Source organism: Corallococcus macrosporus DSM 14697, from assembly GCF_002305895.1.
GTDB lineage: Bacteria > Myxococcota > Myxococcia > Myxococcales > Myxococcaceae > Myxococcus > Myxococcus macrosporus.
The window spans coordinates 5,013,765-5,033,607 of sequence record NZ_CP022203.1; the positions used below are offsets into that span (position 1 = coordinate 5,013,765).

The 19,843-nt window shown below is 71.0% G+C and carries 22 protein-coding genes; 7 read left to right on the forward strand and 15 right to left on the reverse strand.

The features are described from left to right. Complete coding sequence (locus tag MYMAC_RS20220; RefSeq protein WP_204817819.1) at positions 1–765, reverse strand: ZIP family metal transporter; 765 nt, start codon at positions 763–765, stop codon at positions 1–3. A gap of 167 nt (positions 766–932) precedes the next feature. Between MYMAC_RS20220 and MYMAC_RS20225 the strand changes: the two genes are divergently transcribed. Genes MYMAC_RS20225 through MYMAC_RS20235 form a run of 3 tightly spaced genes read left to right on the forward strand, consistent with a single transcriptional unit; the run spans position 933 to position 2,478 of the window. Then, positions 933–1,484 carry an RNA polymerase sigma factor gene (locus MYMAC_RS20225; protein ID WP_013940704.1) on the forward strand — a complete coding sequence of 184 codons (552 nt, stop codon included), beginning with the start codon at positions 933–935 and terminating at the stop codon, positions 1,482–1,484. Next, positions 1,481–2,146: an NrsF family protein gene (locus MYMAC_RS20230; protein WP_095959267.1), complete on the forward strand. Its 666-nt coding sequence runs from the start codon at positions 1,481–1,483 to the stop codon at positions 2,144–2,146. Before MYMAC_RS20225 ends, MYMAC_RS20230 begins: the two co-directional genes overlap by 4 nt. Next, the gene (locus tag MYMAC_RS20235) at positions 2,143–2,478 is read left to right on the forward strand and encodes a Carotenogenesis protein CarS (RefSeq protein WP_095959268.1); all 336 of its coding nucleotides are present in this window, start codon (positions 2,143–2,145) and stop codon (positions 2,476–2,478) included. Before MYMAC_RS20230 ends, MYMAC_RS20235 begins: the two co-directional genes overlap by 4 nt. On the opposite strand, the gene MYMAC_RS20240 is transcribed toward MYMAC_RS20235, so the two are convergent. From MYMAC_RS20240 to MYMAC_RS20250, 3 genes are read right to left on the reverse strand one after another with little or no spacing between them, the layout of a single operon-like run. Next, positions 2,475–2,987: a hypothetical protein gene (locus MYMAC_RS20240; protein ID WP_095959269.1), complete on the reverse strand. Its 513-nt coding sequence runs from the start codon at positions 2,985–2,987 to the stop codon at positions 2,475–2,477. The genes MYMAC_RS20235 and MYMAC_RS20240 overlap by 4 nt on opposite strands. A gap of 50 nt (positions 2,988–3,037) precedes the next feature. Then, a complete protein-coding gene (locus MYMAC_RS20245; RefSeq protein ID WP_239988912.1) occupies positions 3,038–4,201 on the reverse strand; it encodes a hypothetical protein in 1,164 nt (387 codons plus the stop codon). A gap of 60 nt (positions 4,202–4,261) precedes the next feature. Continuing rightward, positions 4,262–5,419: an AI-2E family transporter gene (locus tag MYMAC_RS20250; RefSeq protein ID WP_095959271.1), complete on the reverse strand. Its 1,158-nt coding sequence runs from the start codon at positions 5,417–5,419 to the stop codon at positions 4,262–4,264. A 109-nt stretch (positions 5,420–5,528) separates the two neighbouring features. Here MYMAC_RS20250 and MYMAC_RS20255 point away from each other — a divergent pair, with 109 nt between their 5' ends. Continuing rightward, positions 5,529–6,008, forward strand: coding sequence for a hypothetical protein (locus MYMAC_RS20255; RefSeq protein ID WP_095959272.1), 480 nt, complete (start codon positions 5,529–5,531; stop codon positions 6,006–6,008). Positions 6,009–6,039: 31 nt separating this feature from the next. On the opposite strand, the gene MYMAC_RS20260 is transcribed toward MYMAC_RS20255, so the two are convergent. The 7 genes from MYMAC_RS20260 to MYMAC_RS20290 all read right to left on the reverse strand — a co-directional run bounded on the left by MYMAC_RS20260 (position 6,040) and on the right by MYMAC_RS20290 (position 12,312). Further along, positions 6,040–6,159 carry a hypothetical protein gene (locus MYMAC_RS20260; RefSeq protein WP_002636551.1) on the reverse strand — a complete coding sequence of 40 codons (120 nt, stop codon included), beginning with the start codon at positions 6,157–6,159 and terminating at the stop codon, positions 6,040–6,042. Between the two features lie 42 nt (positions 6,160–6,201). Continuing rightward, complete coding sequence (locus tag MYMAC_RS20265) at positions 6,202–7,554, reverse strand: DmpA family aminopeptidase (RefSeq protein WP_013940711.1); 1,353 nt, start codon at positions 7,552–7,554, stop codon at positions 6,202–6,204. Between the two features lie 112 nt (positions 7,555–7,666). Continuing rightward, positions 7,667–9,862: a D-alanine--D-alanine ligase family protein gene (locus tag MYMAC_RS20270; RefSeq protein WP_095959273.1), complete on the reverse strand. Its 2,196-nt coding sequence runs from the start codon at positions 9,860–9,862 to the stop codon at positions 7,667–7,669. Beyond that, the gene (locus tag MYMAC_RS20275) at positions 9,847–10,491 is read right to left on the reverse strand and encodes an RDD family protein (protein WP_013940713.1); all 645 of its coding nucleotides are present in this window, start codon (positions 10,489–10,491) and stop codon (positions 9,847–9,849) included. Before MYMAC_RS20275 ends, MYMAC_RS20270 begins: the two co-directional genes overlap by 16 nt. Next, positions 10,488–10,865: a hypothetical protein gene (locus tag MYMAC_RS20280; RefSeq protein ID WP_013940714.1), complete on the reverse strand. Its 378-nt coding sequence runs from the start codon at positions 10,863–10,865 to the stop codon at positions 10,488–10,490. The genes MYMAC_RS20275 and MYMAC_RS20280 overlap by 4 nt, the downstream gene beginning before the upstream one ends. A 204-nt stretch (positions 10,866–11,069) precedes the next feature. Continuing rightward, complete coding sequence (gene hemB / locus MYMAC_RS20285; protein WP_239988913.1) at positions 11,070–12,038, reverse strand: porphobilinogen synthase; 969 nt, start codon at positions 12,036–12,038, stop codon at positions 11,070–11,072. 64 nt (positions 12,039–12,102) lie between these two features. Beyond that, entirely contained in the window at positions 12,103–12,312 is a 210-nt protein-coding gene (locus MYMAC_RS20290) for a hypothetical protein (RefSeq protein WP_013940716.1), read from the reverse strand. Positions 12,313–12,610: 298 nt separating this feature from the next. Here MYMAC_RS20290 and MYMAC_RS20295 point away from each other — a divergent pair, with 298 nt between their 5' ends. The 3 genes from MYMAC_RS20295 to MYMAC_RS20305 are packed head-to-tail and all read left to right on the forward strand — an operon-like array spanning position 12,611 to position 15,448. Further along, the gene (locus MYMAC_RS20295) at positions 12,611–13,498 is read left to right on the forward strand and encodes an ABC transporter ATP-binding protein (protein WP_095959276.1); all 888 of its coding nucleotides are present in this window, start codon (positions 12,611–12,613) and stop codon (positions 13,496–13,498) included. Beyond that, positions 13,495–14,331, forward strand: coding sequence for an ABC-2 transporter permease (locus MYMAC_RS20300; protein ID WP_095959277.1), 837 nt, complete (start codon positions 13,495–13,497; stop codon positions 14,329–14,331). The genes MYMAC_RS20295 and MYMAC_RS20300 overlap by 4 nt, the downstream gene beginning before the upstream one ends. 1 nt (position 14,332) lies before the next feature. Continuing rightward, positions 14,333–15,448: a hypothetical protein gene (locus MYMAC_RS20305; protein ID WP_095959278.1), complete on the forward strand. Its 1,116-nt coding sequence runs from the start codon at positions 14,333–14,335 to the stop codon at positions 15,446–15,448. A 66-nt stretch (positions 15,449–15,514) separates the two neighbouring features. On the opposite strand, the gene MYMAC_RS20310 is transcribed toward MYMAC_RS20305, so the two are convergent. The 4 genes from MYMAC_RS20310 to MYMAC_RS38395 all read right to left on the reverse strand — a co-directional run bounded on the left by MYMAC_RS20310 (position 15,515) and on the right by MYMAC_RS38395 (position 19,623). Further along, a complete protein-coding gene (locus tag MYMAC_RS20310) occupies positions 15,515–16,168 on the reverse strand; it encodes a hypothetical protein (protein ID WP_095959279.1) in 654 nt (217 codons plus the stop codon). Positions 16,169–16,278: 110 nt separating this feature from the next. Then, positions 16,279–16,659, reverse strand: a complete 381-nt coding sequence (locus MYMAC_RS20315) for a DUF4190 domain-containing protein (protein ID WP_043711451.1) — start codon at positions 16,657–16,659, stop codon at positions 16,279–16,281. Positions 16,660–16,720: 61 nt separating this feature from the next. Then, positions 16,721–19,111 (reverse strand): AAA family ATPase, encoded by a 2,391-nt coding sequence (locus tag MYMAC_RS20320; protein WP_239988914.1) that lies wholly within the window; start codon positions 19,109–19,111, stop codon positions 16,721–16,723. A gap of 389 nt (positions 19,112–19,500) precedes the next feature. Then, a complete protein-coding gene (locus tag MYMAC_RS38395) occupies positions 19,501–19,623 on the reverse strand; it encodes a hypothetical protein (protein WP_275662997.1) in 123 nt (40 codons plus the stop codon). Positions 19,624–19,843 lie beyond the last annotated feature (220 nt).

A 19,843-nucleotide genomic window follows, 5' to 3' on the forward strand; every position in this document is an offset into this window, starting at 1 on the left:
TCAGCCCAGCGACACGTCCAGCACCAGCGCGAGCACGAAGCCCCACATGAGGCCGGTGGTGGCCTCGCGCTCGAAGCCGCCGCGGTGGCTCTCCGGAATCATCTCGTGGCTGATGACGTAGAGCATCGCGCCGCCCGCGAAGGCCAGGCCCCACGGCAGCAGCGCGGCGCTGAGTGACAGGGCCGCCAGCCCGAACAGCGCCCCCACCGGCTCCACCAGGCCGGTGAGCAACGCCAGCAGCGCCGCGCGAGTCGCCGACGCGCCGGTGGCCCGCAGCGCGAGCGCCACCACCAGGCCTTCGGGGATGTTCTGCGCGCCAATGCCCAGCGCCACCGACAGGCCCAGCGCGGGCTGCGGCGCGGCGAAGGACACCCCCACCGCCAGCCCCTCCGGGAAGTTGTGCAGCGTCATGGCCAGCACGAACAGCAGCACGCTGTTCCACTTCGCGCCGCCGTGGCCTTCGTGGCCCTTGAGCGAGTGCGCGTGCGGCATCAGGTCATGCCACACGCGCAGGAACAGGCCCCCCAGCAGCACCGCCGCGGCCACGCGCAGCGCCGCCGCAGGGCCGTCATACCCCTGGCCTCGCACCAGCTCCATGGCGGGGATGACCAGCGAGAAGGAGGTGGCCGCCAGCATCACCCCCGCGCTGAAACCCAACATCCGGTCCTGGGCCTTCCGGCTGAGCTCCGAGGTGACGAGCACGGGCAACGCGCCCAGCCCCGTCGCCGTTCCCGCCAGCAGGCTTGCCACCAGCCCCGCCCCCATGCCTTCGATGCTCCAATGGTCCACGCGTCCGAGGTGCCTCCACGCCCAACACTAACGGCCTGGCCCCGTGGGGCAACCCCTCGACTTTTCGAGCCTTTCCCCGCCAGCGCTTGGAAATCACGGCCGCCGGAAACACTTTCCGGGGTGGCCCGTAGATGAGCCGGGTGATGCGGAGCCAATCGGACGAAGCGCTCATGGAACGGTTTCGCGACGGAGCACAGGACGCCTTCGAGGACCTCTTCGCGCGGCACGCGCCGCGGGTCCAAGGCTTCCTGGCCCGGATGGTGCGCGATGGCGCGCTCGCGGAGGACCTGCTCCAGGCCACCTTCCTGTCCGTCATCCGCTCGCGAGGCCGCTACGAGCCCGGCACGCGCTTCACGCCGTGGCTGATGACCATCGCCGCCAACGCCGCGCGCGACGCGCTGAGGCACCAGCGGCACGTGGACGCCTACGCCACCCGGGAGGACACCGCCGCCCCCCTGGCCCCGGCGCCGGACGCCAGCGACCCGTCCTTGCGCCGGCACCTGCTGGACGCGCTGCAACAGCTCCCCCCGGACCACCGGGAGGCGGTGGTGCTCAGCAAGGTGGAGGGCTGGTCCTTCGAGGAGATTGGCGCGCTGCGGGGCATCAGCGCGGGCGCGGCGCGGCTGCGGGCGCACCGGGGCTATGAGCGGCTGCGCGAGCTGCTGGGCGAGCTGGAGCCGGAGGTGGCGCGATGAAGCCGCCCATGGACCTGGACCGGCTGCTCACCCAGGATCCCGCGCGGGACTCCGCCGCGATGGCGCGAGTGCTCGCGGCGGCCCGGGGTGAGCTGGCGCTGCGGCGCCCGGCGCGGCGCTGGCGCACGCAGGCCGTCTGGCTGATGGCGGCCTCCGCGGGGCTGGGCCTGCTGGCGGCGGTGGTGATGTTCGCGGTGGGCGCCGTCAGCGGCCCGCTGCTCCTGGCGCGGGCGCCCCTGCTGACGCTGCTGGTGGGAACCAGCGCGGTGTGCGCGTGGGGTGCGCTGTCCCCGAAGGGCCGCTGGGCGCGCCGGCTGGGCATGGGCCTGGCGGTGGCCAGCGCCGCGGCGCTGGTGCTGGCCCGGGCCACGCCCCACGGCCCGTCGACCTTGCCAGAGTGGGTCTGCACCGTGAGTCACCTGGCCATTGGCGTGGTGCCGCTGGTGGTGGCGCTGGTCGCGCTGCGCGGCGCCGTGTTCCAGCCCCTGCGCGCCGGGGTGGCGGGCCTGGCGGTGGGCTCGACGGGCGCGCTGCTCGGAGAGCTCGCCTGCGAACAGGACGGGCGTCACGTCCTCACGCACCACCTGCTGGCGTGGGTCGTCATCACCGCCGTGCTGGTGGTCATCTCGAAGTCACTCAAGCCCCGCTCCTACGCGCCATGATCCAGGACCCCTCACTCATCATCTGTCATGACGTGGACGGCGCGCCGGTCCGCATCGGCGCGTCCGTGACGGTCATCCCCCACTCCGAGGACGGCACCATCAGCCCGCGCTTCCTGGGCAGGACGGGCGTCGTCGTGGGGCTGGTGTTCGACGACCCGGCCACCCAGTACCCGGATGACCCGCTCATCCAGGTGCTCGTCGAGGGCCTGGGCGAGGACCTCTTCTTCCCCGAGGAGCTGGCGCTGGCGCCGGAGTGGGCCCGCAACCGGATTGCCCAGCACCGCCGGGCCGTGCGCGCGGGTGGCCGGAGCCCCTTGGCGCGCGGGCCCTAGCGAGCCCCCGCGCGCCCTTGCGCGGACGCCACGGCCTGGGTGATGGCGCTGGAGTTGGGGAAGATGCGGCGCGCCTGCGCCTCCACCTCCAGCGCGGCCTCCACCTGCCCCTGCGCCCCCAGCGCATGAATCCACCCCGCCCACGCCTCCTCCAGCAGCACCAGCGCCGCGCTCGCCGCGGAGGCATACGCCCGCTCCGCCTCGTCGGGCGCCCGCCGCACCGTGGCCAGGAAGTGCCCCAGCGCCAGCATCGGCTCGGGCGCCCCCGCGGAGACATCCGACGCGGAGTGGAGCAGCTTCTCGGCCTCGGCCACCGCGGCGTCCGGGTCCTCCGCCTCGTGCCGGCCCGCCAGCAGCGTGCGGCTCAACGACAGCAGGTTGGGGACGAACGCGGGGCAGCCGTGCGCCAGCTCGCGGTACGCCTCGCGCCGCCGGCCGCCCTCCAGCGGCTCCGCGTTCGCCAGCTTCCACTTCCTGCGCAGCGCCTGGGGGGACTCGTGCTCGGACATTTCCGCACCCTACGCCTCCGCCGCGCGGGAGTGGGAGCCGGCAGCGCGCCTCAGTAGGACGCGGTGAGGCCCCAGTGCAGGCTGGAGTACGTCTCCGCCGCCACGCCGCCGTCATCCCAACCCCGCTTCGTCCCCGCGCCGGAGAACGTGTCCTGGTAGCGCGACAGCCGGAAGCGGACCGAGTAGCCGAAGGGCCCCCAGAGCTCGCCACCCACGCCCAGCTCCGCCTCCCAGCCGAAGCTGGACACCGACGTGCCGTAGTCACCGACCTCCGCGTCCAGGGCCGCGCCGCCACCGCCCAGGCCCGTGCCCGGCTTCGGGCTGAAGAAGAACTGCCCCGCGCCCTCCAGCCGGACCTGGCGCAGCAGCGGCACCGACACCTCCAGGCCCACCGCGGGGAACAGCCGGTGCGTGCCGGTGAGGTGACTGTCTGCGGACGCGTCCACGTCGAAGGCGCGGGTGAGCAGGCCGGCGCGCAGCCCCGCGTAGCCTGGCGACGCGTGCGACGCGCCCATGCCGAAGAAGTAGCGGTACAGCGCCTGCGCGGTGAGCACCGAGTCGGTGGCCGCCACCTCGCGCGTCGTCGACTGGCCGGCGTCACCCACCAGCGTCACGTGGGTGGAGGAAAATCCGCGCCGGTAGCCCAGCGACAGGCCCAGCCCGCGCAGCGGCGATTCACCGCGCGCCAGCGGCAGCAGCTCCAGCTCGGCGGCGACGCCCAGGTACGGCACCGACGACGAATAGCTGACCGTGTCCCCCAGCCGCTCGTTCGCCGGGAGCCCGTCATACTCACCGCAGGACTTCACGCCGGGCCGCGCGCAGTAGTTGCGCCACGTCGTCGTGCCGCTCAGCGTCAGCCGCGCCAGGGGCGGACGCACCGGCGCCTCCCCCACCGTGCCGCCCGAGCCAGTGTCCAACGACACCTCCAGGAACGGCTCCGTGGGGGTGTGCGACTCGGGCTCCACCTTCATGCCGCGCGTCGCCTCGTCCCGCCCCTGGGCCGCCACGCGCACCCGCCGCGTCGCCCGCGGGGCCGGCTCGAGCCGCGTGCCCAGCCGGTGGCGCGCGTCCCCCTCCATCGCCAGCACCACCACGCTCGGCTCCTCCGGGGCCTCCCGCTTCCCCGCGGCGGCCAGCGCCGGCGGGGAGACCAGCGCCGCCAACAGGGCGCACCACGGGCCCCAGTGAATCCTCGAGTGTCGGGCGTTCGTCATTCTCCGGGGAGGTTCACCCACCCCGTGTGGGAAGTCCAGGCGGGGCGGCGCCCCCTCCCCTCAGGCGTTCAGCGTGGCCGCCGAGCCCATCGCCTGCGCGGGCGCGGACACCCGGGCGGGCGCGGGCTCCGCCATGGGCGGCGTCGACTCGGCGCGGTCCTCCTCCGTCAGGTGCTCGGCGCGGCCAATGCCCAGGAAGTCACGGCGGTAGATGCGGACCATGGCCATGAAGATGGAGGCGATGAGCGGCCCCACCAGGAGCCCCATCATCCCGAAGACGGCCAGCCCGCCGAACATGGACAGGAAGACGAGCAGCGGGTGCAGCGCCATGCGTGAGCCACACAGCCGGGGCCGGATGACATTGTCGATGCTGCCCACCAGGAAGGCGCCCCAGGCCAGGAGGAACACGCCCTCGCTGACGCGGTTGGCCGCGATGAGCACCACGCCAATGGGCCCCCAGACCAGGGCCGTGCCGCCCACCGGCACCAGCGCCACCAGCACCATGGCCGCGCCCCACACGCCGGCATGGGGCACCCCGGCGATGAGCAGCCCGACGAAGCCCACCGCGCCCTGGATGAGGGCGGTGACGGTGTTGCCATAGATGATGGCGTAGGCGACGTCGGTGAACTCGCGCGCGAAGGCCTCGAAGTAGCGCCTGTCCAACGGGATGAGCCGCGTGACCTCGGCCACCAGCCGGCGGCCGTCGAGGAAGAAGTAGTACATGGCCACGGTCATCAGGAACATGTTGATGACCAGGTCCGTGCCCGCGGCCGCCACGTCGCGCAGCAGGGCCGCGCCGCCCGTCACCGCGGACAGGATGGCCCGCTCCACGTCCTGACCGTCCGCGCCCAGCCGGAGGTAGCGCTCCACGTCCAGCGGCAGGCCGGCGAGCAGCGGGTGGCGCAGGTGCCCCTGCGCGAGCAGCCCCTGGGCCTGACCCACGAGGGTGAAGAGCTCGCGCGCCACCATCCACCCGACGAGCGCCAGCGGCGCAAGGATGAGCAGGAACACGATGACGGTGGACACCCCGGCGCTGAGGGACTTGCGGCCCCGCAGCTTGTGGCTCAGGTAGTCTTGCACCGGCATGAACAACACGACCAGGAAGCCGCCCAGCAACACCGGCATGAGGAACGGCAGCAGAATCCTGGAGAAGAGAATCAGCGCCAGGGCGAAGAGCCCGGCGAAAACAAAGTTGGACCACCGCCTCGTGTCAGCCACCGCACCACCCCGCCCCGCCCTACGAGCCCACCGAACGCCGCCCTTGCCCAACCTAGGAACCGGCCGCCCCACCGGGAAGTCCGGCTTCCGCCTCGAGGAGAGCCGACTCATGACTTCTGGACGTTTCGTCCCCTTCTTCGCCGGGTTGCTCCTGCTCACCACCACCGCCTGTGGGGGCGCTGACACGCGCTGCACGGACTGCCCCGCGGTGGAGGGCCGCTACCGGCTGCAGTGGAACACGAGCGGGGGCCTGCCCTCGGAGTGCGCGCTGATGGGGGTGGAGCTCCCCACGGATGAGCGCATGGACATCTCGCGCACGGGCGACCGCCTCACCAGCCAGCTCGCGAACATCCCCCTCCGGGGCTCCATCTCCGCCCAGGGGAACTTCCTGCTGACGGGCAGCGGCGCCGGGGCGCCCACGGGTGGCCGGACGGACACCCTGAGCCTCTCCGGGACCTTCGCGGCCCCGGTGACGGACGGCGGGACGGCGTCCCTGTCCGGCGTCTTCTCGGGCAGTTACGTGCGCGCGTCCGGCACGGGGGGACAGCGCTGCGACGTCTCCAGTCCGTTCTCGGCGACCCGGGACTGAGCCACGGGCCGCACGAGCGCGGTCGGAACGACTACTTCTTCTTCGACTCGGCGGCGGCCTTGGCCTCGGCCTTGTTCTTCTTCGCCCGCTTCTTCCAGGCCTGCTTGATCTTCATCTGCACGCGACGGTGCTTGCTCTTGCTGCGGGCCATCTTTGACTCCTGTGCTCCGTACGGAGACGTGAAAAGAGGGGCTTAACTATCAGAACCCGCCGGGCTCCCGGAAGAGGAACCCTCGGGCCCCCCCGGCTCCCCGGCGTCGTCCGGTGCCGGACGGGTGGGAAAAGGGATGCCCTCGGCGCCCCGGACCTGGGTGGGCCGGGCGGTGGACACCGTCACCTCCCCTTCCCGGTCCTCGTTGCTGGGCCGCTCCCTGGCCGCGGGGGCGCTCGACTGCTGGGGGCGCTTCTTCACGGAGGCGAAGATCGGCTTGTAGGCGTCCAGGAAGCGCCGGACCTCGTCCAGGGGCAGCGCCTGGCAGTGGTTGCCGTTGGCGCCCGTCATGGACGTGGCCATGCACAGGGCGTTGAGGATGGCCTCCTCGGTGGCCTCCATGACGGCCTCGTAGAGGGGGTCCAGGCGCTGGTCCAACAGGAGCTTCAGCTTGTAGACCATCTTCTGGGTGCGCCGGGGGATGATGTTCGCCGTCGAGAAGCCGACGACAATCTCCCCGGAGCCGTGCGCCGCGTAGCTGCCCACCCGGCCGATGCCCAGCGCCACCCGCTTGCACAGGCGGTTGATCTGGTGGCTCAGGAGCGGCGCGTCCGTGGCCACCACCGCGATGATGGAGCCGTACGTCTGGCCGCGCTTGGGCGTGCCCTTGAACTTCTCCGCCAGCACCTCGCCCACGGGCAGGCCGCCCACGCGCAGGTTGTGCATCTTCCCGAAGTTGGACATCACCAGCACGCCCAGCGTGTAGCCGCCCAGCACCTCCGGCAGCTTGCGGGACGACGTGCCGATGCCGCCCTTGAAGTCGCACGTCACCATGCCGGTGCCGCCGCCCACGTTGCCCTCGGCCACCGGGCCGCTGGAGGCCTTGTGGATGGCCTCGAAGACGTGCGACTCGCGCACGTGGCGCCCGGAGATGTCGTTGAGCCACGAGTCGTCGCACTCCCCCACCACCGGGATGATGACGTCGTGCTCGTCGCCAATGCCGGGGTAGCGGTCCACCAGGTAGCGCGCCACGCCGTCCGACACCGCCCCCACCGCCATGGTGTTGGTGAGGAGGATGGGCGTCTCGATGAGGCCCCACTCCATGAGCTGCGTCATGCCGGAGACCTCGCCCGCGCCGTTGAGCACGAAGCCGCCTCCCGTCATGCGCTCCATGAAGATGTTGCCCTTGTTGGGGAGGATGGCGGTGACGCCCGTGCGCACCGGGCCGTGGCCGGGCCGCAGCGGGCCGTCACCCTGGATCAACGTGCTGTGCCCGACGAGCACCCCGTCCACGTCGGTGATGGCGTTGAACTTGCCGGGCTTGAAGCGCCCCAGCGGCAAGCCCAGCTCACGGGCCCGGACGCGCGGGCCACTCTCCTCGGGGATGTGCACCATAGATGGGGCACACTAACCGACCGCTCCCCACCGTCAACCACTCCACCGGGCCCCGCCCGTCTCCTCGAAGGGAGGACACGGGACGGGACGCTCCAAGTGTCGTGTGGAGGGCTCAGGCCTTCGCGTCCACGCGGGGTGACGGCTCCGCCGCCGGGGCCGCCGGGGCCACGGGGGCAGGCGCGGGCATGGCGGGCTGCGCCGCGGCGTGCGCCGCTTCCTCCAGGGGCACGCTCTTGCGGATCACCGAGGCGGAGTGCTCGCTGGCGGCGCGGCGGGCCTCTCGCTCCTTGTAGCGGCGGATGGCGGGGGCCATGATTTCGCCAATCAGGCCCCGGTAGTCCATGCCGGCGCCCTGGGCGATGAGCACCAGGTCGCTCCAGCCCGGCGTCAGGCCCGGCAGCGGGTTGCATTCAATGAAGTAGATGCGCCCCTTGTCATCCATGCGGAAGTCGATGCGCGCCACGTCGCGGCACCCCAGCGCCATGAACGAGCTGCGCGCCGCCGTGCGCAGCCGCTCCAGCAGCGCGGGCTCCAGCTTCGCCGGCGCGTCGTAGCGGATGCGGTCCGTCCAATCCAGCTTGTGCTGGAAGCTGTAGACGGGGTTCTTCTCCTCCTTGTCCAGGAAGACGATCTCCATGGGCGGCAGGACGCGGGGACGCCGCTCGCCCAGCAGGCCCACGGTGAACTCCCGGCCGCGGACGTACTCCTCGATGAGCGCGGGCTGCTGGTACTTGCCGGCGATCTCCCGCACCACGTCGCGCAGCTCCGCCTCGCTGTGGCAGACGCTCTTGGTGACCACGCCCTTGGAGCTGCCCTCCGCCACCGGCTTCACGATGAGCGGGAAGGTGGTGAACTCCTTGTTGAGGCGCTCCTTGCCCGTCACCATGAGCTGGAAGTTGGGCGTGAGGATGCCGGCCTGCCGGACGATCTTCTTCGCCAGGCCCTTGTCCAGGGCGATGGACAGCGTCGCCGGGTCGGAGCCCGTGTACGGGATGTCCAGCAGCTCCAGCAGCGCGGGCACCTGGCTCTCGCGGTTGCGGCCCTTGAAGCCCTCCGCGATGTTGAACACCAGGTCCAGCGGCGTGCTCGACAGCACCGACGGCAGCTCCGCCGTGGCCTCCAGGTCGATGACCTCGTGGCCCCAGGAGGCAATCGCCTCGCGGATGGCCTGGAGCGTGTTGGGCGAGTCGTACTCCGCCTCGCTGTCCTCCACCGACTCCGCCGTGGCCGTGGGCTTCACGCGCTTGACGTTGAAGCTGAAGCCGACGCGCAGCGGACCGCTCTTGCGCGCGGGCTTGCCCTGGCGGCGCGACGAGTCCTTGATTTTGTACCGCTTCGCCGCGCTGGTGATGATGGCGTTCATCACGCCATCCAGGTGCAGGCCGTCCAGCTCCGCCGACGCGTAGATGCCCGCGCCCGGCTCCAGGCTGGGCAGCGCGTTGATCTCCAGGAAGTACGGCACGCCCGCGTCACTGAGGCGGATGTCGATGCGGCCCAAATCCCGGCAGTCCAGCGCCTGGTACACCTTCTGCGCCATCCGCCGGATGTCCTCCGCCGTGCGGGGCGGAATCTGCGCCGGGGCGCGCACGCTGACCGCGCCCTCGCGGGACGTCTTCAGCGCGTAGTCGTAGATGGCGTACCTGCGGCCCGCGGTGACGGCCGGGTCGATGACGTACTCCACCGGGGTGAGCACGCCGTCGTAGTCATTGTCCACCGACTCCAGGAAGGGCACGGCCAGGTCGCGGCCGGTGATGTACTCCTCCACCAGCACGCCGGAGGGGTACTTCTCCAGCGCGGCGGCCACCTTGGCGCGCACCTCGTCCAGCGTCTCCGCGATGGAGTCCTGGGTGATGCCCTTGGAGGAACCCTCGAAGTTCGGCTTCACGATGACGGGGAAGCGCAGGTTCTCCGCGGACAGCTCGCTGAGCTTCTCCACGTACTGCCAGCCGGGCGTGCGGATGCCCTGCTTGGACAGCACCAGCTTGGTGAGCTGCTTGTCCAGCGTCACCGCCAGCGCGTACGCGTCCGAGCCCGTGTAGGGGAAGCCCAGCTCGTCGAAGAGCGCCGGGTAGAAGGCCTCGCGGAAGCGGCCGCGGCGCCCCTCCGCGGTGTTGAAGATGAGGTCCGGGCTGTACGCCTCCAGCCGCGCCACGGTGCGCGAGGCCGGGCCGCTGACCTCGAAGCGCTCCAGCCGGTGGCCGATGCGCTCGATGGCCGCCGCGAGCGCGTTGACCGTCTCCTGGGTGTCGAACTCCGCCTCTTCTTCCGAATCAGACAGCCTGAGGTTGTGGGTCAGCGCGATGCGCACGGGTACCCCCTTCGCTTCCTGAACGACGAGCGTCCCCGGCGCACCTTCGCCGCGGACATGAGCCTGCCGGGGGCGCGCTCATGCGCGACCGGCGTGCGAGCTGCAACGGTTACGCCCGCGACAACCTTCCCGTCGACCACCTGCGTCTGCGCCCAGGTGTCGCCCAGCCGCCAGCCCAGCGGATCCCTCAGCACGCGCCACGCCTCCACGCTGCCAATGACGAGCAGCCCCGCGGCGGCGGCCACCGTCCCGTGCGGCGCGGGCATCATCCAAAGCAGGACGATGAGCGCCAGCGGCGCGTTGCGCAGCGTGCTGTCGCGGTGCCGCGCCGCCGAGCGCGTGGGCAGGTGCATCACCTTCACGCCGAAGAGGCGCTTGCCCACGCTCTGGCCCTGGAGCATCCCGTCCGCGAGCAGCAGGAACAGCAGCGCCACCACCGCGCCCGCCGCGCCGCACACCACGTACAGGCCCCACGCCACCGCCACGTCCACCGCCCGCGCGCCCCCGCGCAGCCAGAGCGAGGCCTTCGGATAGGGAGACTGGGGTGGAACGTCCTCGGACACCAGCCGCAGCGTCCGCCCCCCCTGCCGGCTCGCCGCCATCAGCACGCGGCTTCGCGCGGTGCTCACTCCTCGGGCTCCAGCGTGAGGCCTTCCTCGCGCGGCTCGGGCTCGTCCAGGCCCGCCAGCCGGGCCAGCCGTTCGTGGGCGCTCAAGGGAGAAATCCTGGGCGCGGCCCACTCGGCGTGCTCGCGCGCGTGCTCGGCCGCGAGCGCCGCGGTGGGGCTGCCCGTCTCCGACATCCGCAGCAGCCGTCCGCGCGCCGCGTCTTCATCGTGCGCGGCGGCGTCGCCCTCGCGCGTGAAGAGGATGAAGGCCATGGCGGGGCGCTTGGAGGACTCCCGCATGGCGAACTGGATGCCGTCGAGGTTCCAGCCCTTGGCCGTCCACTCGTTGAGGGTGCGCTCCAGGGCGCCCTCGTCCACGGTGGACAGCTCAACCACTTTGTACTGCAAGGGTCCTGGGGAGGTGACACGGACCGCGCGCCCGGCGCCGGACCGCTTCTTCGCGGTGCGCCGGCGTGGGGGCGAGGGCTTCTGGGACTTGCGTCCAGGCCGCTTGGGGGTTGGCATCGTGCGACGCGCATTTGGACGCAACGCGCGCGGCGGATCAAGCCTCAACCCGCCACGAGTCCGTCCGGCTGTTGCCTACAGGAGCTTCGCCGCCTCCAGGGCGTGGTAGGTGATGATGAGGTCGGAGCCGGCGCGCTTCATGGACGTGAGCGTCTCCAGCATCACCCGCTCGTAGTCGATCCAACCATTCTGCCCGGCGGCCTTGAGCATCGAGTACTCACCGGAGACGTTGTAGGAGACGACGGGCAGCTCCCACCGCTCCCGCACGGCCCGGATGACGTCCAGGTAGGCGAGCGCGGGCTTCACCATGATGAGGTCCGCGCCCTCCTCCACGTCCAGGGCCACCTCCTTGAGGGCCTCCCGGACGTTGCCGGGGTCCATCTGGTAGCCCCGGCGGTCACCGGAGGACGGGGTGTTCTGCGCGGCCTCGCGGAAGGGCCCGTAGTAGCCGGACGCGAACTTGGCCGAGTACGCCATGATGGGCAGCTCGCCGAAGCCCGCCTCATCCAGCGCGGCGCGGATGGCGGCCACGCGGCCGTCCATCATGTCCGACGGGGCGATGATGTCCGCGCCCGCCTTCGCGCAGCTCACGGCCATCTTCGCCAGCAGCGGCAGCGTGGCGTCATTGACGACGTGGCCGCCCTCCAGCACGCCGCAGTGGCCATGGTCGGTGAACTCGCAGAGGCAGATGTCCACGACGACCTGGAGGTCCGGCTCGGCCGCCTTGATCTCCCGGATGGCGCGCTGGACGATGCCGTCGTCGGCGTAGGCCTGGGTGCCGTGCGCGTCCTTGTGGTTCGGGATGCCGAACAGGAGCACGGCGGGCACGCCCAGCCCGCGGGCCCGCCGGGCCTCGGTGACGACGTGCTCCAGGGACAGGTTGAAGATCCCCGGCATGGAGACGATGGGACGGCGCACGTCCCGGCCCTCCACGACGAAGAGGGGGTAGATGAAGTCGCCCGGGTCGAGGCGCGTCTCACGCACCATGTCGCGCAGGACGGCGTTGCGGCGCAGGCGGCGGGGTCGGTGGATGGGATAGGCCATGGCGGTCGCCGGTATAAACCGGCGGCGCCGCGGCTTCATCGTTTCCGGTCCCCTGCCCGGCTGCTCAGCCTGCGACGAGCCTCCAGCTCCGCTGATGATTCCACTGCTCCCGGGCGTGCCGCTGGGCGCGGCGCTCGGCGATGTCCGCTTCGTGCAAGGCGCGGGCGTAGCGCACGCGCGCCGCCTCCGTCCCCGTCGCCAGGTCCCGGTCGGCCTGCGCCAGCTCGCGACGGGCATCCAGGAGCTGCTGTTCGATGCGGTCCTCGTACGTCATGTCCGTTTCTCCTCGGGGCTTGGGTCCGCCCGCGGGCAATGCATGGGCCGGACCGTGGAGCCCCAAGGAAGCTGGGAGGCGCCAAGTCCCCGGAACGACGGGCTACCGCGGCGCGGCAGGCACGACAGCGTGCGAAGCGGCTTTCCCACGGGCGCGAACGAGGCGCCGCAGGGGGGCGCCACCCGACCGCTCCGCCCGCCCGGACGACCGCCCGGCAAACCGGCGCAATCGGTGGGCGGCCCGGTCGTCTACAGTCCCGACCGTGACAAGCCAGGCACCCGCCATTGAAGTGAGGGGTTTGCGGAAGACGTACCACCGGGCCTTCCGGAGGGGGGGCAGCGAGGCCCTCCGGGGAATGGACCTGACGGTGCCGGAGGGGAGCGCCTTCGGCCTCATTGGCCCCAACGGTGCGGGCAAGACGACCTTCATCAAGAGCATCCTCGGCATCGTCCAGCCCACGGAGGGCACGGTGCGGGTGCTGGGGGGCTCCCCGGAGGACCCGCGCATCCGCGCCCGCATCGGCTACCTGCCCGAGCGCCTGCACCTGCCCGGCACCTGGACGGCGCCCGCCTTCCTGGCGACGGTGACGCGGCTCAAGGGCCTCCCCGTGGACGGCTCGGTGAACCTGCGCCTCCTGGAGCGCGTGGGCCTGGCGGACGCGGTGGGCCGGCGCATCGGCGGGTACTCCAAGGGCATGCGGCAGCGGCTGGGCCTGGCCGCGGCGCTGGTGGGCACCCCTTCCCTGCTGGTGCTGGACGAGCCCACGGACGGCATCGACCCCATGGGGCGCATGGAGGTGCGGCGCATCCTCCAAGAAGAGGTGCAGCGCGGGACGACGCTGTTCCTCAACTCGCACCTGCTGGCGGAGACCGAGCGCGTCTGTGACCGGGTCGCCATCCTGGCGAAGGGCCGCGTGGTGCGCGAGGGCCGGCTGGAGGACCTGGCGCGCGGCGGCGCGCGGTGGCTGGTGCGCTTCGCGCCCGGGGCCCGCGCGGAGGGCCTGGCGGCGGCGGGCTTCGCCCGGGGCGGCGCGGAGGGACAGTACTTCGTGGAGGCGGCGGACCCGGCGGCGCTCAATGAAGCGCTGGACCGGGCGCGGGCGGCCGGGGCATTGATGGTGGAGCTGCGGCGAGACGGAACGGACCTGGAGTCGGTGCTGATGGGAACGGTGGAGGCCGCGGCGTGAAGCCAGTCCTGGGAATCGCGGGGTACGTGCTCCGAGAGGCGTTGTCGCGCAAGTTCATCCTGGCCTTCCTGGTGGGCATCACCCTGGTGCTGGCCGTGGTGGCGCTGAGCCTGCGCATCGAGGTGGTGGACGGGGCGCTCGCGGCGTCCCGCCTGTTCGGCGAGGAGCTGAAGAACAGCATCCGCTCCGTCGACGTGGCCCTGCGGCCCGTGTACCAGGCCGCGGCGTTCCTGGTGTTCTACGGCGGCATCCTGTTCGGCATCGTGGCGTGCTCGGACTTCGCGCCGTCGTTGATGTCACCGGGGCGCATCGAGCACCTGCTGGCGCTGCCGCTTCAACGCTGGCACCTGCTGGCCGGGACGTTCCTGGGCGTGATGACGCTGGCGCTGGGTGGGACGCTGTATGGGACGACGGGCCTGGTGCTCATCTTCGGCGTGAAGGCGGGGTACTGGACGGCGGGGCCGCTCATCGCGGGGCTGCTGGCGTGCGTGGGCTTCGCGGCGGTGTACGCGGTGATGCTGACCACGGCGACGCTGGTGCGCAGCGCGGCGCTGTGCGCGGCATCCGGCTTCGTGGCCCTGGTGGGCGGCATCATCGCGGGCTACCGGCAGGACCTGACGCCCTTCTTCGAGGAGGGCCTGGGGCGCCAGGCCTTCCGGGCGGTGACGCTGGTGTTGCCGCGCCTCTCCTCGCTGGCCGTGGCCGGAGGCGACATCGCCGCGTCCACGCCGCTGGAGGTGCGCTCGCTGGGCATGTTGCTGCTCGGCGTGCTGGTGTTTGGATTCGGGGCCCTGGCGGTGGGGTTCTGGCGCTTCGAGGGGAAGGACTACTGACATGGACAACCGAGGACGCCGCCGGGTGTGGCTCGTCGTGGCGGCGATGCTGTTCGTGGTGGCCGCGGTGCTGATGTTCACGGGCCAGGGGGACGAGCCCACGCCGGAGACGCCGAAGGTGGAGTTCCCCCGGCGGATGCGCGCCCCCGAGCGCGAGCGCGCGGAGCGGCGGCGGACGCTGGTGCTGCCGGTGCAGGTGGACGCGGGCACGAAGCCGGAGCGCCAGCGCCCCCGGGATCCGGTGCTGGCCGCCCTGCCCCGCGGCGAGGGCAAGACGGCGGTGGTCATCGAGGCGAACGCGCTGCGGCACTCGCCCATTGGGGAGCTGCTGCTGGACTGCCTGATGCGGGATGGCGGCAAGCGGCTGGAGGAGCTGCGCAACCTCAGCGGCGTGGACCCGCTCCAGGACCTGGACCGGCTGGTCATCACCGACGAGGGGATGATGCTTTCGGGCAACTTCGCCAACGCGAAGTTCAAGGAGCTGCTGGGCGAGCGCGTGTCCATGGACTACGGCGAAGGCGCCCGGGTGTACGAGCCGGGCGAGATGACGGTGACGCGGCCGGACGGGAGCACGGTGCGTCGGCGGAGCGACGCCGCGGTGGCGACGTGGAACAACGAGCTGCTGGTGATTGGCCAGTCGCCGGACGAGGTGAAGGCGGTGGTGGACCGGGTGGAGGGCCGCGGCCCCGACGAGCCGCCCGCCATCGGCGAGGGCAGCACCTACGGGGAGATGTACGGCGTGCTGTCGGTGGAGCAGCTCGCGCGGCTGTTGCCCAAGGAGCAGGCGGAGCTGGCGCAGCGCATCCGCGACGTGGCGCAGAACGTGGAGCTGCACGTGGACGCCAGCGGCGACGTGGCCATGGTGGCCGAGGTCCGCGGCGCCAATGGCGATGAAGTCACGGACCTGGGCAAGACGCTGGGCGCCGCGCTGAGCATGGCGCGCATCAAGGCGCAGGCCGAGGGTGAGAAGGACCTGGCGCAGTTGCTCGACTTCGCGCGCGTCCAGCCGGATGGCACGTCGTTCAAGCTGGAGATGGCCGTGCCGCTGGACGTCATCCAGCAGCGGCTGGCGTTCTGCAAGGAGGAGCGGCAGGCGGCGGAGGCGACCGAGCGCTGACGTCCCGGCCGCGGCGCCCACGACGCCCCCCTGGCCTTCCCGCAAGGGGCGTCGTCGTTTCTGGCATCAGGGCTGGAGCGACACGCCCGCCTCTTCCTGGGCGCGGCGGCGCAGGTCCCCCGCGGCCTTCGCGGCCCTGAAGAGCGTGACGATGATGTAGATGCGGATGATGATGGCGAAGATGGGCGCGCGCCCTCCCGACGTGACGGTGTCCGCCACCGTGAAGAGCGCGTCCGCGATGTACAGGACGCCGGCGAGCATGGGCGCCGCCGGGGCGCCCCGGTAGGTGAAGAAGCCAAGCACCGCGACCACCAGACCGAAGATGATGGAGCCCAGCCCCATTCCCACGGCCTCCAGGACATCACTCCGCGCCACCATGGCGACGACACCGAGCAACGTGTTCAGGCCCGCCAGGAAATAGAGCAGGTTCGCCGCGCGCTTGACCTGCTGCACCGGGTCCGTGTCCGAGCCAGGAAGCGCCTCCCCGTTGCGTGACACCGACAGGCCCGAATGAAACGCGCCGCTCAGCAGCAGGACGTTCAGCGAGCTCCCGTCGGGGAGCGTGAAGAACACCCCCCGCTTGAGCTCGTCCGCCCCGCCGTCCACCGTCCCCAGGACCTTTCCGTCCAAGGTGACGGTGAACTGCTTCCACCGCCATCCCCACGACAGCTCCAGGCGAGGCGGCCCGCCCGCCTCCAGCGCCAGCTTCTTCGAACCCATGTGAACCCCCTCGGTCGACCCGGCTCGGGTCGGGGAGGCGAAGCTAGCCGTCTTGTAGCCGACATTGCAAAGCCGCGAGCGACCTCGGGCGGCGGCGCCAGGCGCCCCGCTCAGGAGCGAAAGGTCACCACGAGTCCGATGAGGACCAGCATGGCCACATGGAACCAGCCGACGTTGCGAGCGAGGATGGCCCACCCCTCCCCTGAGCCAGGGGCGGCACCGCGCCGGATGGCCGCCAGTTCCTGGTAGCCCAGCACGAGGCCCACGAGGCCCGGCACGAACCCGATGAACCCCGCGGTGGCGAAGATGAGCGCCAGCGTGGCGCGCTGGGAGGGCTTCTCCCCCAGCGCGACGGTGTGGCAGCGCAGGCAGAGCATGCGCCCCACCTGCCATTTGCGGCAGCCTTCACACAGGAAGGTGCCACAGCGGCTGCACGTCCCCTCCGCGGGGCGCTCGGGGTGAAGGGGGCACAGCGCGACGGTTGCTTCCATGCCCGTGCTTTATCACGCGTCCAGCCGCCTCGCGGGAGCCGTGCGGCTGACGGTCCCCCGCTCAATGCCCGCAGTAGCGAGCCTTCTCGTCCTCGAAGCGTGCCAGCGCCTCGGGACGAATGGACCGGGGCCCCGACTGCAAGGCCCCGACGACCACGTCTGCTGGAATGCTGGCTTCGACAATCGACTGCACCGCGCTGGAGCGTCCTTCGATGGCCGCTCGCATTCGGTCCATGACCACGTGATTCACGGCGGCCTCCAGGTCCGAGCCGCTGAAGGCTCGAGCCTCCGAGGCATTGGCGTCCATGACCGGGCGCAGCAGGGACAGCAACGCCTCCCGGGACGGGATGTGCACCCGCAGTTGCGGTTGCTCGGCGGAGACGCGCGCGAACTGTCTCAGGTAATAGTCGAGGATGTCCGCTGCGGCCTCCACGTCTGGCGGCCCCACCGGAACGAAGCTGCCGAACCGCCCTGTTCTCAGGACCGCATCGTCCAACGAGTCGACATCATTCGTCGTCGCCACGACAATGCGGCCCAAACGCGTGACCTTGTCGAACTGGACCAGGAGTTCATTCACGGTCGACTTCTCATCCGAGTGCATCTCGCCGTCCCGGCGCGACCTGGCGATGGCATCGAATTCGTCGATGACGAGCATCCGCTGCTCTCGCTCCGCGAGCCAATTGAAGTGCTCCCGGACACGGATTTGACCCCACCCGATGTATTCGCCGCGCAGGTCCGAGGGCGCGAGGAGCCGGACTTCTTGCTCCAGCTCCCCCGCGATGGCCTTGGCCATTCGCGACTTTCCGCATCCTGGCGGCCCGAAGAACAGAATGCCCGGTGAGCGGGAGATGCCCCGCAGCCACCGCGAGTGCCGCTCCGGCCAGATGACCTGCGCCTCGATACGTTTGCGCAGCTCCGCGTACCCCACGACGTCGTTCAGCTTCAGGGACTCGACGCTCGGCGTGCGTCCTGGCGCGGCGAGAAAGTCCTCGGTGGCGACCTCCGGAGACTCCACTTCCGTGGCGCTCTCCGGCAACTGGACGCCTTCAAGCTGCATCCAGACCTGCTCCGCGCCGGGAATCAACACCCGCCCCTTCTCCCCCAGATGAAAGGCGACGTCCGCCAGATAGGGCCCTGCCCAGAGGAGCGCGTCGTTGGGAACCACCAGCGTGAAGCGCTTGTCCCGAAGCCGGGCGAAGACCTTCTGATGGATGAAGTCCTCCATCGGGCCCGAGCCGCGCAGGCTCTCGACCTCGAAGTGCCCCTCGCCCTCGACCACCAGGTCGATACGCCGGTCGACGCCGCCGTCCCGACCGTCCGCGACCTCGAAGTCCAGCTTCACCTCCGGGTCCTGCCTGATGAGCCAATGCGCCAGCAAGGCCTTGAGCGCGAGGGAGGTGTCGCCCTCGGTGCTTCCCTTCAGCTTGGATGCCCCCCGCGTCGAAAAGACCTCCCCCACCAGCGCCGAGCCGCGAACAAGCAACTGTTCAGCGGATTCGCGCGCCCAGACCGCCAGACGAACCGGAGACAACCTGGAGAGTGAACTCGGCGCGTCCGCCGCGGGCAAACCACCGAGCAGCAAGAGGAGGCTCTGGACGGCGGCCCTGCTCGCCTCTATTTCGTTCGCATCCTCCGGAGGGAAGAACTCGAAGAGCGGGCCGGGCCAGCTCGCCTTGAGGCGGTCGAAGTCGACCGGAAGCTCGGCGTCACGCCGGACGGTGACCAGATTGAGGCTCCTGGGTCCCGTTTGTAGCCGCCCCCCGCAATCGTCGATCGACGTGGGCGCCAGATGCGACTGGAGCAGCGCGGACGACCCCTGGCGCACCGTGACGTCTTCATCCCGGGAGAACTGCCAGACGAAGCGCTGTGCCGCGCGGTAGGCCCAGGACACCAGCGCCTCCCAGGTCGCTCGAAGCCAGCTTCCGTCCGCCGCGGTATCGGAGAGGTGCAGGATGCACAGGAGCGGCTCCCGCTCCGTCAATGCACGAAGGAGCGCCACTTCCCGGTGAGCGGCCAGCCCGAGCGCCAGGGGCCAGGATGGCGACGGGAACACGATGTTTCTCAAATGCTCCTGCCGGGACGCGTCGGCGGCGGAGTCTGGCTCGGGTTCAGGAAGGTCGAGCAACGTGAGCCAGAAGGGAGAATCTCGCCGCGCGCCGTCGTCTTCCGTGTCGAGCCTCAACCCAGCGCGCTCAAGCTGCGAGCGAACCTTGCGCAGGGACCCACTGCGCATGTGCCCCGTCGAGTAGCCAAACCGGGAGACCAGGTCCGCCAGGGACGACGCCCCCGTGAGGCTCAACGTCGTGCTGAAGAGCCTCGATGCCTGACGCGCTTCTGCCATCGCCTCCGCGAGCCCCTGTACCTCGTTCCTCGGAATGGTTTCACGCTGGCCATTGCGCTCGGGCCAGCGCAGCACGACGTGGTTCCCATCATGGCGCTCGACGATGCCCACCTCCCGCGTCCTGCGGTGGATGACGGTATCTCCCTTCAAGACTCGCATATGTCCCCCAGCGGCGCAGATACGCATGACGACGCACGACCTCACACGCTCCAGCCTACCGGCACCCTCAATTCGTGTCGGCGCAGCTCCCCGAGAAGACCTTACCACAGGCCCCGAGCATCACCGCCGACACGACCGGCAACAGACATGCAATGGAACGCATCATCTGCCTTTACCGGGGATGCGCATCCAGCCCCATACCTCTCGCGAGGTATGGCATATGGCATTCCCGCTCCATCAGGGCTCAGCCGAGAGCCGCCCACCAGAGGCCCACGTCAACGGAACGCCGCCGAGTCCCCCCACTCCGCCACGGGCCCTACCGTGGGGCCTGACGGCGCGCGCTACTTCGGCGTGGGCGCTGCGGCGAACTCCGGTGTCGTGGGCCCGGACAACGCGAGCATGGGCTCGATGAAGCGCAATCCGACCTTCCACGACGTGCCCTGCCGCGACGTCACGCTGGCCATGCGTACGCGGATACGCCTGCCGTGGGCAAGCCCAGGTGCTTCAAAATCTCGCGCACCCTCGTGCGCCCTTCACCTACCGCCAAGACCCGCCGCCTGCCCCCGCACCTCACGCAGCCGCACACACACGGCGTCCTCGCGGGCGAGCCGTTGCTCTCCGACCCGGCCCTTCTCGGTCCCGCCGCTCAAACCCTCACGCGAGCGGGCGTCCCCGCCCGTGGAG

Bases quoted from the DNA above. Each gene is read 5' to 3' on its own strand.
- MYMAC_RS20230 (WP_095959267.1), top strand. From the start codon at position 1,481: ATGAAGCCGCCCATGGACCTGGACCGGCTGCTCACCCAGGATCCCGCG.
- hemB (WP_239988913.1), bottom strand. From the start codon at position 12,038: ATGGCCTATCCCATCCACCGACCCCGCCGCCTGCGCCGCAACGCCGTC.
- MYMAC_RS20310 (WP_095959279.1), bottom strand. From the start codon at position 16,168: ATGGGTTCGAAGAAGCTGGCGCTGGAGGCGGGCGGGCCGCCTCGCCTG.
- MYMAC_RS20240 (WP_095959269.1), bottom strand. From the start codon at position 2,987: ATGTCCGAGCACGAGTCCCCCCAGGCGCTGCGCAGGAAGTGGAAGCTG.
- MYMAC_RS20225 (WP_013940704.1), top strand. From the start codon at position 933: ATGCGGAGCCAATCGGACGAAGCGCTCATGGAACGGTTTCGCGACGGA.
- MYMAC_RS20255 (WP_095959272.1), top strand. From the start codon at position 5,529: ATGACTTCTGGACGTTTCGTCCCCTTCTTCGCCGGGTTGCTCCTGCTC.
- MYMAC_RS20290 (WP_013940716.1), bottom strand. From the start codon at position 12,312: ATGACGTACGAGGACCGCATCGAACAGCAGCTCCTGGATGCCCGTCGC.
- MYMAC_RS20245 (WP_239988912.1), bottom strand. From the start codon at position 4,201: ATGACGAACGCCCGACACTCGAGGATTCACTGGGGCCCGTGGTGCGCC.
- MYMAC_RS20265 (WP_013940711.1), bottom strand. From the start codon at position 7,554: ATGGTGCACATCCCCGAGGAGAGTGGCCCGCGCGTCCGGGCCCGTGAG.
- MYMAC_RS20220 (WP_204817819.1), bottom strand. From the start codon at position 765: ATGGGGGCGGGGCTGGTGGCAAGCCTGCTGGCGGGAACGGCGACGGGG.
- MYMAC_RS38395 (WP_275662997.1), bottom strand. From the start codon at position 19,623: ATGGCCAGCGTGACGTCGCGGCAGGGCACGTCGTGGAAGGTCGGATTG.
- MYMAC_RS20305 (WP_095959278.1), top strand. From the start codon at position 14,333: ATGGACAACCGAGGACGCCGCCGGGTGTGGCTCGTCGTGGCGGCGATG.
- MYMAC_RS20260 (WP_002636551.1), bottom strand. From the start codon at position 6,159: ATGGCCCGCAGCAAGAGCAAGCACCGTCGCGTGCAGATGAAGATCAAG.
- MYMAC_RS20235 (WP_095959268.1), top strand. From the start codon at position 2,143: ATGATCCAGGACCCCTCACTCATCATCTGTCATGACGTGGACGGCGCG.
- MYMAC_RS20315 (WP_043711451.1), bottom strand. From the start codon at position 16,659: ATGGAAGCAACCGTCGCGCTGTGCCCCCTTCACCCCGAGCGCCCCGCG.